This is a genomic window from Streptomyces sp. 4N124, from assembly GCF_052245395.1.
Lineage (GTDB): Bacteria > Actinomycetota > Actinomycetes > Streptomycetales > Streptomycetaceae > Streptomyces.
Map to the genome: position 1 here is coordinate 24,132 of NZ_JBQQBS010000078.1, position 16,338 is coordinate 40,469.

Annotated in this window: 13 protein-coding genes; 11 read left to right on the top strand and 2 right to left on the bottom strand. The window is 69.7% G+C overall.

Annotation, left to right across the window (positions count from 1 at the left end):
* The first annotated feature begins 40 nt into the window (after window positions 1-40).
* Entirely contained in the window at window positions 41-688 is a 648-nt protein-coding gene (locus ACTWQO_RS43665) for a PH domain-containing protein (RefSeq protein WP_443242940.1), read from the top strand.
* Between the two features lie 93 nt (window positions 689-781).
* Here ACTWQO_RS43665 and ACTWQO_RS43670 read toward each other — a convergent pair whose 3' ends face one another.
* Window positions 782-1,549 (bottom strand): calcium-binding protein, encoded by a 768-nt coding sequence (locus tag ACTWQO_RS43670; protein ID WP_443242941.1) that lies wholly within the window; start codon window positions 1,547-1,549, stop codon window positions 782-784.
* Between the two features lie 581 nt (window positions 1,550-2,130).
* Between ACTWQO_RS43670 and ACTWQO_RS43675 the strand changes: the two genes are divergently transcribed.
* The 10 genes from ACTWQO_RS43675 to ACTWQO_RS43720 all read left to right on the top strand — a co-directional run bounded on the left by ACTWQO_RS43675 (window position 2,131) and on the right by ACTWQO_RS43720 (window position 14,598).
* Window positions 2,131-2,412, top strand: coding sequence for a hypothetical protein (locus ACTWQO_RS43675; protein WP_443242942.1), 282 nt, complete (start codon window positions 2,131-2,133; stop codon window positions 2,410-2,412).
* A gap of 273 nt (window positions 2,413-2,685) precedes the next feature.
* Window positions 2,686-3,627 (top strand): phosphate ABC transporter permease subunit PstC, encoded by a 942-nt coding sequence (gene pstC, locus ACTWQO_RS43680; RefSeq protein ID WP_443242943.1) that lies wholly within the window; start codon window positions 2,686-2,688, stop codon window positions 3,625-3,627.
* 14 nt (window positions 3,628-3,641) lie between these two features.
* Window positions 3,642-4,910: a phosphate ABC transporter permease PstA gene (gene pstA / locus ACTWQO_RS43685; protein WP_443242944.1), complete on the top strand. Its 1,269-nt coding sequence runs from the start codon at window positions 3,642-3,644 to the stop codon at window positions 4,908-4,910.
* Between the two features lie 35 nt (window positions 4,911-4,945).
* Complete coding sequence (gene pstS, locus ACTWQO_RS43690; RefSeq protein ID WP_443242945.1) at window positions 4,946-6,628, top strand: phosphate ABC transporter substrate-binding protein PstS; 1,683 nt, start codon at window positions 4,946-4,948, stop codon at window positions 6,626-6,628.
* 1,005 nt (window positions 6,629-7,633) lie between these two features.
* Window positions 7,634-9,112, top strand: a complete 1,479-nt coding sequence (locus ACTWQO_RS43695; RefSeq protein ID WP_443242946.1) for a hypothetical protein — start codon at window positions 7,634-7,636, stop codon at window positions 9,110-9,112.
* Between the two features lie 171 nt (window positions 9,113-9,283).
* A complete protein-coding gene (locus ACTWQO_RS43700) occupies window positions 9,284-10,282 on the top strand; it encodes a hypothetical protein (RefSeq protein ID WP_443242947.1) in 999 nt (332 codons plus the stop codon).
* Between the two features lie 148 nt (window positions 10,283-10,430).
* Window positions 10,431-11,825 carry an Ig-like domain repeat protein gene (locus ACTWQO_RS43705; RefSeq protein WP_443242948.1) on the top strand — a complete coding sequence of 465 codons (1,395 nt, stop codon included), beginning with the start codon at window positions 10,431-10,433 and terminating at the stop codon, window positions 11,823-11,825.
* 88 nt (window positions 11,826-11,913) lie between these two features.
* The gene (locus ACTWQO_RS43710; RefSeq protein WP_443242949.1) at window positions 11,914-12,855 is read left to right on the top strand and encodes a sortase; all 942 of its coding nucleotides are present in this window, start codon (window positions 11,914-11,916) and stop codon (window positions 12,853-12,855) included.
* An 83-nt stretch (window positions 12,856-12,938) separates the two neighbouring features.
* Window positions 12,939-13,763, top strand: coding sequence for a phosphate ABC transporter ATP-binding protein (locus tag ACTWQO_RS43715; protein ID WP_443242953.1), 825 nt, complete (start codon window positions 12,939-12,941; stop codon window positions 13,761-13,763).
* 31 nt (window positions 13,764-13,794) lie between these two features.
* Window positions 13,795-14,598: a hypothetical protein gene (locus ACTWQO_RS43720; RefSeq protein ID WP_443242950.1), complete on the top strand. Its 804-nt coding sequence runs from the start codon at window positions 13,795-13,797 to the stop codon at window positions 14,596-14,598.
* A gap of 244 nt (window positions 14,599-14,842) precedes the next feature.
* On the opposite strand, the gene ACTWQO_RS43725 is transcribed toward ACTWQO_RS43720, so the two are convergent.
* A partial coding sequence (locus tag ACTWQO_RS43725; RefSeq protein ID WP_443242951.1) for a phospho-sugar mutase occupies window positions 14,843-16,338 on the bottom strand: 1,496 nt, incomplete at its 5' end.

The following is a 16,338-nucleotide window of genomic DNA, read 5'->3' on the forward strand; positions in this document are numbered from 1 at the left end:
CACCGCCAAGCCGCCGCAGGCATACGGCAGAATCGGGGTCATGACCACCCCGGACCCCCAGCCAACCGCAGACTCCAAGGACCGCGTCTTCCGATCCTCAGGCGGCATCGCAGGCGGCGTCCTCCTGCTGGGCCTCGTCGCCTGGCTCGGCATCGACGCCCTGTTCCAGGGCAACGGCCGCACCCCCTGGCTGGCCCTCGCCGCGATGATCCTCGTCGTCCCGCTGATCGTCGCCTTCACCGTGCGCCCCGCCGTGTACGCGAACGAGGACCGCCTCCGCATCCGCAACCCCTTCCGCGTGATCGTGCTGCCGTGGGGGCAGGTCGCCTCGTTGCGGTCGGGCTACTCCAACGAGGTCGTCGACCGGTCCGGCAAGAAGTTCCAGCTCTGGGCCATCCCGGTGTCGCTGCGCGCCCGCAAGAGGGCGGCCCGGCGCGAGGCACGCGCGATGGCGAGCGGCGAGGACACCACGCGCGGCCTCGTGCAGGGCGGCCTCCGGAACGTGCCGGACGGTCCGACCCGGGCGGCGAGTGACCAGGCCATGGACGATCTGCGTGAGCTGCAGGAGGCCCGGGGGGCGGTGGAGACCGCGCAGGGCGAGGGGGTGGTCGTGCGCTGGGCGTACGAGATCGTGGGCCCCGCGGCGGCGGGCGCGGTGCTGCTGGCGATTCTGTTCGCGGTGGGCTGACCGGCGATCCCCGCCTGCCGGATCGATGCCGGGCCGCCCGTGTGGGCCGCCCGGCACCGCTTTCTCAGGGTTGAGCGCACGTCGTTCTCAGGGTCAGCGCACGTCCACGAAGTCGCCCTCGGACACCGCGGCCGCGGTCGCGTCCGTGCCGGCGTAGGACCAGCGGTAGTCACCGTCGGCGTACGCGCGGACGGTGGTGGAGAGGGCGCCGTCGGCGGCGGTCTTGACGGTCTTGACGGTGGTGTAGGTGGCGCAGCCCTTCGGGCGGAACTGCAGCGCCACGGGCTGGTCGGCCGCCGCCGCGGCGAACGTGCCGGTCGCCCAGTCGGCCTGCTGCACGCCGCCCTTGACCGTGAGGGTCTTGCCCCACTTGACCGGCTCGGGGGGGGCGTCGACGGTGAGCCGGGTCTCACGCTGCATGGTGAACGTGCCCGCGGTGTCCCGGGAGACCGCGTCGCTGTCGGCGCCGATCGCGAACGCCTGGACGTTCCAGGCGCCGGCGAGCGAGCCGGTGGCCGGGGCGGTGCCCGGGGTGATGGTGAAGGTCAGGGTGCAGGTGCCGGTGGTGTCGGCCGCCGTCAGCACGCAGCCCCCCGTCGAGCGCACCCGGCTGTCCGGGGCGTTGATCGAGCCGTGGTACAGCGTGGCGTTGATCTGCTCGAGACCGGCCGGGTCGGTCGCCGTCACGTTGACGGAGACGGTTCTCGCGCTCGTACCGACGACGACCGGGTTGCCCTCGTTGACGACGACGCCGGTGATCTCGGTGTCGCCGAACTGCTCGTCCGCCTGGGCGGCCGGAACGGCGAGTGCGGACAGGGCTATGACGCCGCACGCGGCGACGGCAGCAGAGTAAATGCGCATCCGAATTCCCCAAGTTTGAATGCCACGACCCGCCAATCCCCGTTCGGCGGGCCCGAATTGACGTGTGCAGCGTACTCACGCTGTGGAGATTTCGGAACGTTTTTGGCGGTCGAGTGAAGAGGGTTGCCGATTTTTCGAGAAAGCAAGTGCGGCCGAATATCGGGTGCGCCGATTCCATGGAAAACCGAAGGGAAAACTCAACCGGAATTTCAGCGGACCTGGCGACCACCTACGCGTACCGCGCCTCCGGCGGCCGCCCCACGACGGCTGCCGGAGGCCCTCGTTCCCCTCTCGCGCCCGCCATGGGGCCGCTGTGTGAACGAGGGGCAACTTTCGAATGAAGCATGCCGGGTGCGCTTAAGGCAGGGCGAACGTTGTCACTCGCGTCTCACTACCCTGCGGGTGCCGCATGAACGGCGAACCGTCGTCGGCGCATGCGGCCTTCCTGAAGACGGGATCCGCAGGGGTGGGGATGGATGGCGGCAAGACAGGGGGGCGCGGCCGTACCCGGCACGCGCTGCCAAATAGACATATCCGCAGACGGCAGTTACCTGTGGCGACTCACCGCCACGAACGGGCGGGTGGTCGCCGTAGCGGCCCTGACGTACCGCAGCTACGCCGAGTGCAGAGCGGCGTTCGAGGAAATGTGCGCGGCGATCGAGGGTTTACCGGGGGGCGTGCACCACACCTCCGAAGGAAACGGCTGGGTCTGGCGACTTCGTGAACCCGCCGGCGGCGCGCTGGCGGTGTCGTCGCGTTCTTATGAGCGGCACTCGACGTGCCAGGCCGCGTATGAGCGGTTCCGGGCGCTTCTGGGCGATCTCGGTTCGGGGGGCGTGATCGCGTGGGACGACATGGACTGAGCCGGCCGAGCCAGGGGTTCGGCGATTCACTGGAGGGGCCGGGGCCCGCCGAGAAGGCGGGTCCCGGCCCCTTTTGTGCTCCCGTTTTGTGTTCCTGTGTCGCCGCGTTCACGTCAATCCCGGATGTTGCCTCTCGGGGTCGTCTCGTTCACGTCCGTGTGCGCAGAAGTCCACCAGGCCTCAGGAGCGTCGACACATGTGACGACGCGAATGCATGAGCGACCTGTGGCTCCGGCGGACGACCCTCCGAGACGCCTGCACGCCGACACGGGCGTGCCCGACCGCGTTTTCCGAGGCGTCCTGCGTGGGGGCGGCGCCTTCGTCCTCGCCATCATGCTGCTCGTCGGCGGATTTCTGACGTACCGGGCCTGGGAAGCCCTCTCGGTCGCGAAGTGGGGTTTCATCACCACCGAGAGCTGGGAGCCCGACGGCGGCAACTTCGGTATCGCGGCCGTACTCGTCGGCACGGTCCTCATCGCGCTCGTGGCCATCGTGTTCGCCGTGCCCTTGGCACTCGGCACGGCGCTCTACATCTCCGAGTACGCCCCGCCGAGGATCCGCCAGACCCTCATCAGTGTCGTGGACCTGATGGCCGCCGTGCCGTCGGTGGTCTACGGCCTGTGGGGTCTGTTCTTCTTCCAGGGGCATGTGGTCACCCTGTCGCGCTGGCTCGCCACCTACTTCGGCTGGATTCCGGGCTTCAAGGTCGACGGAGCCGATCCGCGGGACCCGCTCGCCACCGCCACCGTCTTCACGTCCTCCACCTTCATCGCCGGCATCGTCGTGTCGCTGATGGTCGCGCCGATCATCTGCTCGGTGGTGCGGGAGGTGTTCTCGCAGGCTCCGGTCGGTGAGCGGGAGGGTGCCTACGCGCTCGGCGCGAACCGCTGGGGCATGATCCGCAGCGTCGTCCTGCCCTTCGGCAAGGGCGGCATGATCGGCGGCACCATGCTGGGCCTGGGCCGGGCGCTCGGCGAGACGATCGCCGTGTACCTGATCATCTCGCCGTTGTTCGTGATCCAGCCGCACATCCTGCAGAACGGCACCAGCTCGGTGTCGTCGCTGATCGCCCTGCGCTACGGCGAGGCGAGCGAGATCGGCATGTCGGCGCTGATGGCCGCGGGCCTCGCGCTGTTCCTGATGACCCTCGTCGTCAACTTCGTCGCGTCGTCGATCGTCGCCCGCAGCCGTTCCGGCGCGTCGAGCGACGCCTGAGGAGACCGAGCCCGATGACCGTCACCACCGCACAGAGCCCGCCCGGCGACCAGGGGCCGCAGACGAGCCTCGGCACACCGCCGGCGCCGGGCACCACCCTGCCCGCACGCCGAAAGGCGCGCACCGAGTCCCGCCGCAACCTGGCCACGCTGCGCGCCAGCGATGTGTACGCCCTGCTCGGCGCCGCCGCCGCGGCTCTCTGCGTCACCTGGCTGATGTTCGACCGGATGCTGCCCTTCAACGGCGCCCTGGGCTTCGTCGCCATCGCCTACGCGCTCTTCATCGGCCTGTACGCGCTGCTGGTCTCCTTCGACGAGGACGGCCCCGCGGTACGCGACCGAGTGGCCGCCGCCGTCGTCCAGAGCCTCGGCATCGTGATGCTGGCCGTGCTGGCGTTCGTGGTCGTCTACACCCTCTGGGAGGGCCGCGAGGCGCTTCCGCACCTGAACTTCTACACCGAGTCGATGGCCGACGCCGGCCCGCTCGAACCGCTCGACGTCGGCGGCGTCCTGCACGCGATCGTCGGCACGCTGTGGCAGATCTCCATCGCGCTGCTGATCTGCATCCCGGCCGGGCTGGTCTGCGCGGTCTTCCTCAACGAAGTCCCCGGCGCCTTCAGCCGGTTCGTGCGCACCATCGTCGAGGCGATGACAGCGTTGCCGTCCATCGTCGCCGGACTGTTCATCTACGCGACCTTCATCCTCGCGCTGGGCTTCGACCGCTCCGGCTTCGCCGCCGCCCTCGCGATCTCCGTGATGATGCTGCCGATCATCATCCGCGCCGCGGACGTGGTGATCCGGCTGGTCCCGGGCACGCTGCGGGAGGCGTCGTACGCGCTCGGCACCTCACGCTGGCGCACGGTCTGGCACGTGGTGCTGCCGACCTCCCGCTCCGGTCTGACCACGGCGATCATCCTGGGCACGGCCCGGGGCGTGGGCGAGACCTCGCCGGTCCTGCTGACCGCCGGCTACACGGCGGAACTCAACGCCGACCCGCTCCACGGCCCCATGGTGTCGCTGCCCCTGGCGACCTTCGAACTCGTCAAGTCCCCCGAGCCCACCTACATCGCCCGCGGCTTCGGGACCGCGGCGGTGCTCCTCGTGCTGGTGCTCGCCCTGTTCGTCCTGGCCCGCATCCTCGGCGGCCGCGGACCGGGCCAGCTGACGCGCCGCCAGGAACACCGCCGGATGAAGGCCTCCCGCCGAGACGCGAAGCGCTTCGCGACGTACGCCCCCGCCGACCAGCCGTCAGACAGTCCCGCACCGACGAGGAGCACCCCGTGATACCCGCACCTGTCCGACGTCCACGCGCTACGCGCGTGTACCAGGCGCTGGCGCTGATCGTCGCCGCGGTCTGCGCGCTGCTGGCCATCCACCCGCCGGACGCCTTCGCGGCCACCTACACGAAGATCAGCGGCTCCGGCTCGACCTGGAGCGCCAACGCCATCGAGCAGTGGCGCCGCAACGTCCGCCAGCAGGGCATGACCGTGAACTACTCGTCGGTCGGCTCGTCGGTGGGCCGTCAGCAGTTCAAGAACGGCACCTCCGACTTCGGTGTGTCCGAGATTCCCTACGGACTCAACGACCTCGGCCAGGCCGACCCGCCGCCCACCCGCAAGTACGCCTACATGCCGATCGTGGCCGGCGGCACGTCGTTCATGTACAACCTGAAGATCGGCGGCAAGCAGGTCACCAACCTGCGGCTGTCCGGCGACGTCCTCACCAAGATCTTCACCGGCAAGCTGACGATGTGGAACGCGCCGGACATCAAGCGGGACAACCCCAAGCTGGTCCTGCCGGCCCGCCGTATCGTCCCGGTGGTCCGCTCCGACGGCTCCGGTACGACCGCGCAGTTCACCCTGTGGATGTCCAAGCAGTACGGCTCCCTGTGGAACGACTACTGCCGCCGGGCGGGCAAGCAGACGCCGTGCGGCCTGACGTCGTACTTCCCGGTGATCCCTGGCTCCGGCTTCGTCGCCCAGTCCAGTTCGCTGGGCGTCGCGGGCTACACCAAGCAGCCCCAGGCCGAGGGTGCCATCACCTACGTCGAGTACTCGTACGCCAGGAACGCGGGCTTCCCCGTGGTCAAGGTCCTCAACAAGTCCGGCTACTACGTCGAGCCGACCGCCTCCAGCGTGGCGGTCGCCCTGACCAGGGCCCAGATCAACAACGACCCGCGCTCCGCGAACTACCTGACCCAGAGGCTGGACAACGTCTACACGTTCGGCGACCGGCGCACCTATCCGCTCTCCAGCTACAGCTACATGATCATCCCCACCAAGGAGGAGGCGGGCTTCACCAAGGCCAAGGGGAAGACGCTGAGCGCGTTCAACAACTACTTCCTCTGTGAGGGCCAGCAGCAGGCCGACCGGCTCGGATATTCGCCGCTGCCGAAGAACCTGGTGGAAGCCGCCATGGACCAGACGCGGAAGATCCCCGGTGCCTTCGGGGCCGACATCGACATCAACAAGTGCAACAACCCGACGTTCTCCGGCGGCAGGAACACGCTGATCGAGAACGCCCCGTATCCGCAGGCCTGTGACAAGAAGGGCCCGGACCAGTGCGCGACCGGTACGGGCGGCAACAAGACGCCCACGACGGTCAACGGCGGCTCGGGCGGCTCGGGTTCGGGCGGTTCCGGCTCGGGTGGCGCCGGCTCGACCGGTGGCTCGGGCGCGACGGGCGGCTCGGGTTCCACCGGCTCGGGGGGTGCGACGGGCGGCTCCGGCGGTGATACGGCGGGCAGCACCGGCGGCACGGGCTCAGCGACCGCGGGAACGGTCGTCGACCCCGACACCGGCGAGATCCTCAGCGGCGACCAGGCCACGGGCGACGCCAACGTCGCGGCCAGCCCGGTCTCCCTGGGCGCCGACGACGCCCTCGGTCTGCGTACGGCGCTGATGGCGCTGTCGGCGGTGCTGCTGGTCGGCGTGGTCATCGGGCCGCCGGCCGTGGCCCGCCTCATGAACAACCGGACGCGGCGCAAGGGGAGTGCGGCATGACGACGGCGCTGAGACGGACCCGGCCGCGGATCCTCATCGCCGTGGGGTCGCTGCTGGCGGCGCTCGTGGTGGCGCTGCTGCCGCTGCCGCCGACAACTCCCGCGGCGGCGGCGGACGGTGACGACTCCGCGGTGACCGTGACGGGGAAGCAGGGGAAGTACGACGACTTCTCCGGCCTGAAGGTGACCGTCGCGCAGACGAGGAATCTGCGGTCCCAGGGTGTGCGGGTGAGCTGGAAGGGGGGTGCGCCGACGCCGGACGGCCGTTGGGACTACGACTTCCTGCAGATCATGCAGTGTTGGGGGGACGATTCGTCGGGCCCGGATCGTGAGCAGTGTGTGTTCGGCGGGGCGGACGCGTCATACCTGCCCCAAGCGTCTTCGAGGGCCGTCATTCGTGACGGCGCCAACGGACACGACCCGGGAGAAACGAAGTACACGGGAGAGAACGCCTTTGTTCCCTTCCAGCCCGTCGGTGGCCTTCCGCCCACCAGTTCCGTGAAGGACCCCACCTACTTCGGCCCACTGGACACGAACGAGCAACCGGCCAGCCGGACCTTCGACAACGGTACGGGCGAGACGACCTTCGAGGTGCAGGACGGACTGGCGGCGCCGCATCTCGGCTGCGGAATGAACACGGCGCCTGCCGGGAGCACGCCCAAACCGCGGTCGTGCTGGCTGGTCATCGTGCCGCGCGGCAGTCACGAGGCCGACGGTACGGACATTCCCGCTGCGGGCGGGGTGGAGCAGATGCTTTCGTCGCCCCTTTCCGCCACGAACTGGGCCCAGCGGCTGGTCGTCCGGCTGGACTTCCTCACGGTCGACGAGTTCTGCCCGGAGGGCCGAACCGAGCGGCCCACGGTCGGCTCCGAACTCACGACGGATGCGGTGACCTCGTGGCAGCCGAAGCTGTGTACCGAGACCGGCAGCCAGTTCAGTTTCACCCAGGGCGGAGAGGGAGAGGCCCGGACTCAGGTGGAGAGCACGACGGCAGACTCGCCCCCTGATGGGCTTCACCGTCGACCCGGTCGTCGAGCAGGAAGGCGGAGCAAAGGTCGTGCACGCGCCCGTGGCGGTGTCCGGGCTCGCGATCGCCTTCTTCGTGGAAAGCCCGTCCGGCGTGATCCAGGATATGAAACTGACCCCACGGCTGGTCGCGAAGATGCTCACCCATTCGTATGTGAGAGACGTTCCGTGGTCGAATATCTGCAATGTTCAGGGGGAGTCATGCACGGCTGAGCACCTCAAGGGGAATCCGCTCTACTACACCAAGGATCCGGAATTTCTGGCACTCAACCCGGATTTTGAGCAGTTGCCCGGGGGACAGCAGCCGATGAGCCTCATGGTCCCGATCACAACTTCGGACACGACGCGGGTGATCTGGAATTGGCTGCAGTCGGACCGGGAGGCACGGGATTTCCTCTCGGGTAAGCCGGATCCCTTTGGTATGCGGGTCAATCCCTACTTCCAGGACCTGGATCTCGCGGAGAATTCCACCCTGACCGACTTCCCCAAGGTGGATCCGACGACGACCAGGGCCATTGGCGCCGCGGGTGACAACCCTCTCACCTACACGCTGACCGACCTGGACCCCTACAGCACCGACCTGCACGACGGGGCTGTGAAAGCCCGCCGAGGCAACAACGGCAGCACCACTTTCGAGGGTGTTGACGCCAATACCAATCAGCGCAAGCTCGTCAACATCGCGCCCACGGCGGGCCAACGTACCGTGATGGCAGTCGTCGACGCCGCGTCGGCCGTGCGTTACGGACTGCAGACAGCGGCTCTGCGCAACGCGGACGGCAAGTTCGTGAAGCCGTCGACGAGCACGATGCTGAAGGGCGTCGAGGCGATGCGGCCGTGGTCCGGCGAGGCATCGGTGCTCAAGGCCGACCCGGCGCGGGCGAAGGGACAGGCGTACCCGCTGACCGCCGTCACCTACGCCATGGCCTCCGTGAACCAGGACGCGGCGGCCCGGAAGGCTTACGCGCAGTTCATCCGGTACGCGTCGGGACCGGGCCAGACCCCTGGCCTGTCGGCGGGCGAACTCCCGCCCGGCTACGCGCCGTTGCCGGCGAAGCTGCGTACCCAGGCCCGGAACGCCGCCGCAGCCCTGGAGCGGGGCGTCCCCGGGCAGAATCCCTCGCCCGATCCGGAGCGGAACGGTTCCGGGGGAGGACTCGCGGGCGGAGCCGACTCCGGGGGAACCTCCTCCGGTTCGGACGGCGGCGGAGCATCCGGTGGTGCAGCGGGCGGCGACACCGGCGGCACCGATACGTCGGCATCGGAATCTCCCGGTCCGAATGGGTCGCCGCCTCCTTCCTCAGGGCCCGTGCAGAATGTTGCGGAAGCCAAGGGAGGTATTACTCCCGGAGATATTCTCGGAATCATCCGATGGGTTCTTCTCGCCGTCCTATTCATGGGCGGGGCGGCAGGATTGGCGGGTCCCGCGATGCTTCGGTTCGCGCATCGGCGGACTCCCTAGGAGACGCCTAGGAAGCCTGCCCGTAACCTTTCCCTCGTTGGGAATTCGTTGGTCACCGCGCGGAAATGCTGGAAGTGTATGCGGTGGCCGGCCGACGGGTCGGCAGCGCGAAAATCCGGATTCAGCTTGAACGTCCAGCCTTCGAAAATCCAGAAAACAAGGGGTTCAGAAGTGAACGTCAAGTCTTACGCCAAGGTCGGTGCTGCTTTCGGTGCCGCGGCTCTCGGTCTCGGCATCCTGGCCGCCCCCGCGTCGGCCGACCCGGTCCCCGCCACCGACTACCGTCAGCTGGCGGGTGTCGGCTCGGACACCACCCAGTACGTCGTGAACGGCCTGGGTGACCTCACGAACGCCAATGGCAAGATCATCGCGTCGTGGGACGCCCTCCCGCCGGAGGGCTCCACCACCACGATCAAGACCAAGGCCAACGGCTGCAGCATCACCCGGCCGAACGGCTCCTCGGCCGGTATCGACGCCCTGAACGCCGACACCGCGGGCTGCCTCGACTTCGCCCGCTCCTCGCGCAAGCCGGCGAACACCACCACGGCGGACCTGACCTGGATCCCGTTCGCCAAGGACGCCGTCACGTACGCCACCGACCTGGGCACCGAGTCCACCGTGCCGACGAACCTGACGAAGCAGCAGCTGATCGACCTCTACACCTGTGACACCGACCGCCTCCCGGGCATCGAGCCGCTGCTGCCGCAGGCCAACTCCGGCACCCGGTCGTTCTGGCTGACGGCTCTCGGCATCACCGAGGCGCAGGTCGGCAGCTGTGTCGTCCAGGGCGTCCAGGAGCACAACGGCGCCGGGATCACCGAGCCCAACCAGCTCATGCCGTACTCGGTCGCTCAGTGGATCTCCCAGGGCAAGAGCCTCCCGGGCGTCCCGAACCGCCGTGGCGAGACCCGTCTGCGCAGCATCAACAGCGTGGCCCCCACCACGGGCTCGGGCTCCGCGCTCGCGCTCAACCCGAACTTCGTCACCGAGTTCACCCGTGACGTCTACAACGTCGTCCGCAGCACCCAGCTCACCAACGCGGTGATCGCCGACACCTTCGTCGGTGCCACTTCGAAGGTGTGCGGCGCCGCGGGTGACACCGTCGTCTCGACCTACGGCTTCGGTGTGATCAACAACTGCGGTGACACCACGCTCAAGGGCGAGCGCTAAATCGCTGGTCCGTCACTGAAACCCGCGTAAAGGCCGGGCACCCCAGGTGCCCGGCCCCACGTGCTGAGCCAGTACCAGTCCATCGACCGTCCCCCGGGGGGCAGCAGAAATGACGTTGCATCAACCGATACGAAGAGTGTTCGCGCTCGTGGCCGCTCTTGCCGCAATCGCCGCGGGTCTCGTGGCCCTCGTCGCGTCCCAGTCCCAGCCTGCCCGGGCGGCGGAATCCATCGGCGAGTTCACCTTCTCGGCCACCAGCGGCAGCCTGACCGACCCGGAACCCTTCGGGGCCTCCCTCACCACCCCGGCGGCCTGCCCCGACTTCAACTCGATCCCCATCAACTACATGCTGGACCTTTCGGTGTTCACGCCCGGAAGCGGGGTCCAGCCAGTGCTTGGTTCGATCACGAACGGGTCGCCGTTCAATGCGGCCAAGACGGTTTCCCTGACCAAGGCGGACAATCCCGATCTGGTCACTCAGGACCTGACCAAGGTCTTCACGGCCGACGGCACCTACGAACTCAGGCTGAAGTGCTACGACGACTTCGGGGGCGAGCACCCGGCCGGTAACTACTGGACCCAGACCGTCACCGTCACCGGCACCAAGTGGGTGATCGGAAACGGCGCCGAGGTCACCAGCACCAGCCTCATCGCCGAACCCCCGGTGATCGAGCCCGACAAGACGGCCAAGCTGACCGCGACGGTGTCGCCGGGGAACGCGACCGGTACGGTCACGTTCTTCGAGGGTGCGACGGAGCTGGGCAAGGCCCCGGCCGCCGAGGGGAAGGCCGAGCTCACGACGCCGACCCTGGCCGTGGGGCAGCACAGTTTCACCGCCCGTTTCACTCCGGAGAACGACACGAAGTTCACGGCCTCGGAATCCGAGCCCTTCACGGTGACCGTGCAGTCGGCCCGTCAGGAGATACGGGACGAGTCGGGGCAGCTGCTCACCGGCACCCCCGAGTTGCAGCGCGGCCAGACGGTCTCGGTCATCGTCCGCGGATGTGAGCCTGGTTCCACCCACTCGATGACCATGAAGAACAACGACTCCGAATTCCCTGATGCCAAGGCTGACGGGGACGGCACGGTGACCTGGCCCAAGCTGACCGTGCCCGAGGACGCCGTGGCAGGGGCCACCGCGTGGGACTGGGATCCGGACTGCCTGGCACCCGGAGCACAAGGCCAGATCAACTTCACGATCCCCGAGCCCTCCGGTTCTCCCAGTGGAGACCCCACGGACGACCCCTCCGGTGACCCGACCGACGACCCCTCGGGTGCCCCCTCGGACGACCCGTCCGGTGACCCGACCGACGACCCGTCGGGCGACACCTCAGGCACCACCTCCGGCACCACCGCAGGCGACAGCAGCGGCACCGGCGGCGACTCCGGTGGCACGTCCCCGCAGGGCGGCCTCGCCTCCACCGGCAGCCAGATCGCCCTCTTCTCCGGCATCGGCGCCATCGTCCTCACCGCCGCCGGCATCGCCTTCGTGCGCTACGGCCGCCGCAACGGGCTGCTGAACTTCGGCGACCCGAACGCGTAACACGCCGACGGAGCACGGGCGGCGGGCCCCACCCCGCCGCCCGCGCCCCCGTTTCTCCACCCCACCCTTCTCCACAGGAGCGCACCCCGTGACCGTGCTGTCCCCGCCCCCGCCGGCCGTGGCGCCGCCGGCGCCGGAGCCTTCACCCGAGCCCGAGCCCAGCTCCGGGGCGCCGCGGGCGGAACGCGCCGGCTTCGCGTTCGCCGGGGCCGCGCTGTGCGTGCTCGCCGCCCTGCTGCTCGGCTTCGCCGCCAATCTCACGATCGTCGGCCACCTCCAGCACTCCCGCGACCAGCAGACCGCGTACGACGAGTTCCGCCGTCAACTCGCCCTCGGTATCGCGCCGGTGGGCCAGCAGACGTACGACGGCAAGCTGCTGGATCCGGGCGCGCCCGTCGCGCTGCTGCGCATTCCGGCGCTGGGCTTCAAGGAGGTCGTGGCGGAGGGCACGACCTCCGGTGTGCTGATGTCGGGCCCCGGCCACCGCCGGGACACCCCGCTGCCGGGACAGGCCGGCACCAGCGTGATCATGGGCCGTCAGTGGGGATACGGCAGTCCGTTCAACAGCCTGCACGAGCTGCCCGTAGGTACCGAGATCCGGGTGACGACCGGTCAGGGCACGGCCACCTACGAGGTCACGGCCATCCGTCGCGAGGGCGACCCGCTGCCGCCCGTCCTGAAGGAGAACGAGGGCAGGCTCACGCTCATCACCGCCGAGGGCAGGCCGTACACCCCCTCCGGCACGATCCGCGTCGACGCGACGCTGACCAGCGACGCACAGCCCGCCCCGCCGCGCCCGCTCGCACCCGGCTGGATCGACGACTCCGAGCAGTCCCTGGGCGGTGAGGACGGCGCCTGGCTCCCGGTCTTCCTCTGGTCGCAGGGGCTGCTCCTGGCGGCCCTGCTCACCATGGCCGCGTACCGCGCGTGGGGCCGCTGGCAGACGTGGATCGTCGGCGTACCCGTACTGGCCGCCTTCGGCCTCGCCGTCTCCAGCGCCGCCACCCGCCTGCTGCCCAACCTGCTCTGACCGACGAGGAGTTCAGCACCATGTCCGACACCACCGACACGAACAACACCCTCGTCGACGAGATCCTCGACCCGACGAGGAAGATGACGGCCGTCAGGCCGCCCGAGCTCGGCGCGGCCACCGCGGACAGCAACCCGGCCACCCTTGAGGCCGACGCCATCTCGGCCTGGTTCGGCAACCACAAGGTCCTCGAACAGGTCTCCCTCACCATGCCGGCCCGCAAGGTCACCGCGCTCATCGGCCCGTCCGGCTGCGGCAAGTCGACGTTCCTGCGGATCCTCAACCGCATGCACGAACTGGTCGGTTCCGCCTCCCTCGCCGGCCGGGTGCTCCTCGACGGCGACGACATCTACGACCGTGGCCGCCGCATCACCCACGCCCGCCGCCAGATCGGCATGGTCTTCCAGAAGCCCAACCCCTTCCCCGCGATGTCGATCTACGACAACGTCACCGCCGGCCTGAAGCTCGCCGGCATCAAGGCGGGCCGCGAGGACAAGGACTGGCTGGTCGAGGAGTGCCTCACCAAGGCGGGCCTCTGGAAGGAGGTCCGCGACCGCCTCCGCCAGCCCGGCGGCGCACTCTCCGGCGGCCAGCAGCAACGCCTGTGCATCGCGCGCTCGCTGGCGGTACGGCCGAGGGTCCTGCTGATGGACGAACCGTGCTCCGCCCTGGACCCGACCTCCACGCGACGCATCGAGGAGACGATCCACGAGCTCTCCGGCGAGGTCACCATCGTCATCGTCACTCACAACATGCAGCAGGCGGCCCGCGTCTCCCACCAGTGCGCCTTCTTCCTCGCCGAACAGGGCACCCCCGGCGTGATCGTCGAACACGGCACCACGGACGCGATGTTCAACAGCCCGCAGGACCCGCGCACCACGGACTACGTGAACGGCCGCTTCGGCTGAGGGAGCGGCCCTGAAACAGGAGGTTCTGAGCGTGACGACCACGGGACGATCCGGCCGTACGTGCGCCCGTACCACCGCCCTCATGACCCTGGCCGTGGTCGCGTCCGCCGCCCTGGCGGGATGTGCCGCTCCCGGTGTCGACGACAAGCCGTTGGCGGGTCCGCCCGCGAGCGCCCCGGCCACCGTCCCGTCTCCCGATCAGGTGCCAGCGGCCCCGACCGAGCCGACCCGCCACGGCACCCCGACCCCGACGGCCACGCCTGAACCCGCTCCCACGGCATCCACCCCCCACCTCTCACCGTCCCCCGGCAAGCCCTCCGCCTCCCCGAAGGCGAAGCTCCCGGACCTGTCCGCCACAGCACCCCCGTCCGCCCCCTCCCACCCCCGCAGCACGCCCGCGAAGCCCTCGCCGAAGCCCTCCGCCATGCCCCGCGCGGAGGCGTTCGGCGGGCGCAGCGAGGACGGCTCGACCACCCTGCGGGTGGGCTCCTGGTCCACCGAGGTCGTCCGCGGCGGGCAGGACGCGGTGGACGCCTGCCACGACGCCGTGCAGTGGACCGGACCCGACCTGGGGACGGAGGACGGGCCTGCGCTGCGCACCGCCGTGATCGTCGGCCACGACTACTGCGGCTTCGCGCAGTTCGCCAAGCTGCCGGTGGGCACGACGGTCACCGCCACGACCCCGCGCGGCACCTTCAAGTACCGCGTCTACGCCACCTACGTCTCCCCCGGCCGCGGTACCCCCTCCCACGGCCTCTACTGGGGCGACCTGACGCTCCAGTCCTGCGTCGGCCCGAACACGGGCTTCAGCTATCTCACGCGGGTGGAGACGTGACCTTGGGACCCGGCACGGGGTTCAGCTGACTCATGTGGGTCTGAACCCCGTGCCGGGCCCTGATACGCGGTATGTCGGAGTCCCGCCTGTGTGTTGGGGGCGGCGGAACGCCTGGGGGCGGATGCCTCCAAGGGGGTAGGAGAGCATCCATACCGCGGTTACAGCCTGCGGCGACTGCTGCCTCAGCGGGCATCCGAGGAGCAAGCGACAGCCCAACTCCCGGTGAACCAGGGGTGTCTACGGCTCAGATGCCGGCCGCCGCGGAAAGGTCCCGCTTGATCGCGGCCAGCAGCTCGGCGGCCGTCGCGCGTGCCGCAGGCAGCCCGTCGTGCGCGGCGACCGGCACCACGACCTCCAGGTAGCACTTCAGCTTCGGCTCCGTGCCGCTGGGGCGTACGACGACCCGGGCGCCGTCGAGCGTGTAGCGCAGGCCGTCCGTGGGCGGCAGCCTGTCCGTGCCCCGCGTCAGGTCCTCGGCGTCGGTGATGGCCAGTCCCGCCAGCTCGGTCGGCGGCTGCTCACGCAGGCGCCGCATGGCGTCCGCGATGACCGACAGGTCCTCCACGCGGACGGAGAGCTGGTCGGTGGCATGCAGGCCGTGCTCCACGGCGAGGTCGTCGAGCAGGTCCAGGAGCGTGCGGCCCTGCTCCTTCAGCTCGGACGCCAGCTCGGTGATCAGGAGGGCCGCGGTGATGCCGTCCTTGTCGCGTACGCCGTCGGGGTCGACGCAGTAGCCGAGGGCCTCTTCGTAGCCGTAGCGCAGACCGTCCACGCGGGCGATCCACTTGAAGCCGGTGAGCGTCTCCTCGTACGGCAGTCCCGCCTTCTCGGCGATCCGCCCGAGCAGGGACGACGACACGATCGACTCGGCGAACGTGCCGTGTGCGCCGCGTCGGACGAGGTGGGCGGCGAGGAGGGAGCCGACCTCGTCGCCGCGGAGCATGCGCCAGTCGGCGCCGTCCTTGACGGCCACCGCGCAGCGGTCGGCGTCGGGGTCGTTGGCGATGATCAGGTCCGGCTCGGTCTCGCGGGCCTTGGCGAAGGCCAGGTCCATCGCGCCGGGCTCTTCCGGGTTGGGGAAGGCGACGGTCGGGAAGTCCGGGTCGGGCTCGGCCTGCTCGGCGACGAGCACCGGCTGGGGGAAGCCGGCGCGGGCGAACGCGGCCAGCAGGACGTCCTTGCCGACGCCGTGCATCGCCGTGTAGACGGTGCGGGCGGTGCGCGGGGAACCGGCGGTCAGGACGGCGTCCGTGCGGGCGAGATAGGCGTCGAGGACGGCGTCGTCGAGCGTCTGCCAGCCGGAGTCGGGGCGGGGGACATCGGCGAGGGCGGCGATCGCGTCGATCTCGGCCGCGATCTCCGCGTCCGCCGGCGGGACGATCTGCGAGCCGTCGCCGAGGTACACCTTGTAGCCGTTGTCGCGGGGCGGGTTGTGGCTGGCGGTGACCTCCACACCGGCGACCGCGCCCAGGTGCCGTATGGCGTAGGCGAGGACGGGGGTGGGGAGGGGGCGGGGCAGGACGGCCGCGCGCAGGCCCGCGCCCGTCATCACGGCGGCGGTGTCGCGGGCGAAGTCGGCGGACTTGTGGCGGGCGTCGTAGCCGACGACGACGAGGCCGCCGGTCTGGTCGTTCTTCCTCAGGTACGCGGCGAGGCCCGCCGCCGCGCGGATGACGACCGAGCGGTTCATGCGCATCGGGCCTGCGCCCAGCTCGCCGCGCAGGCCCGATGCGCATGAAC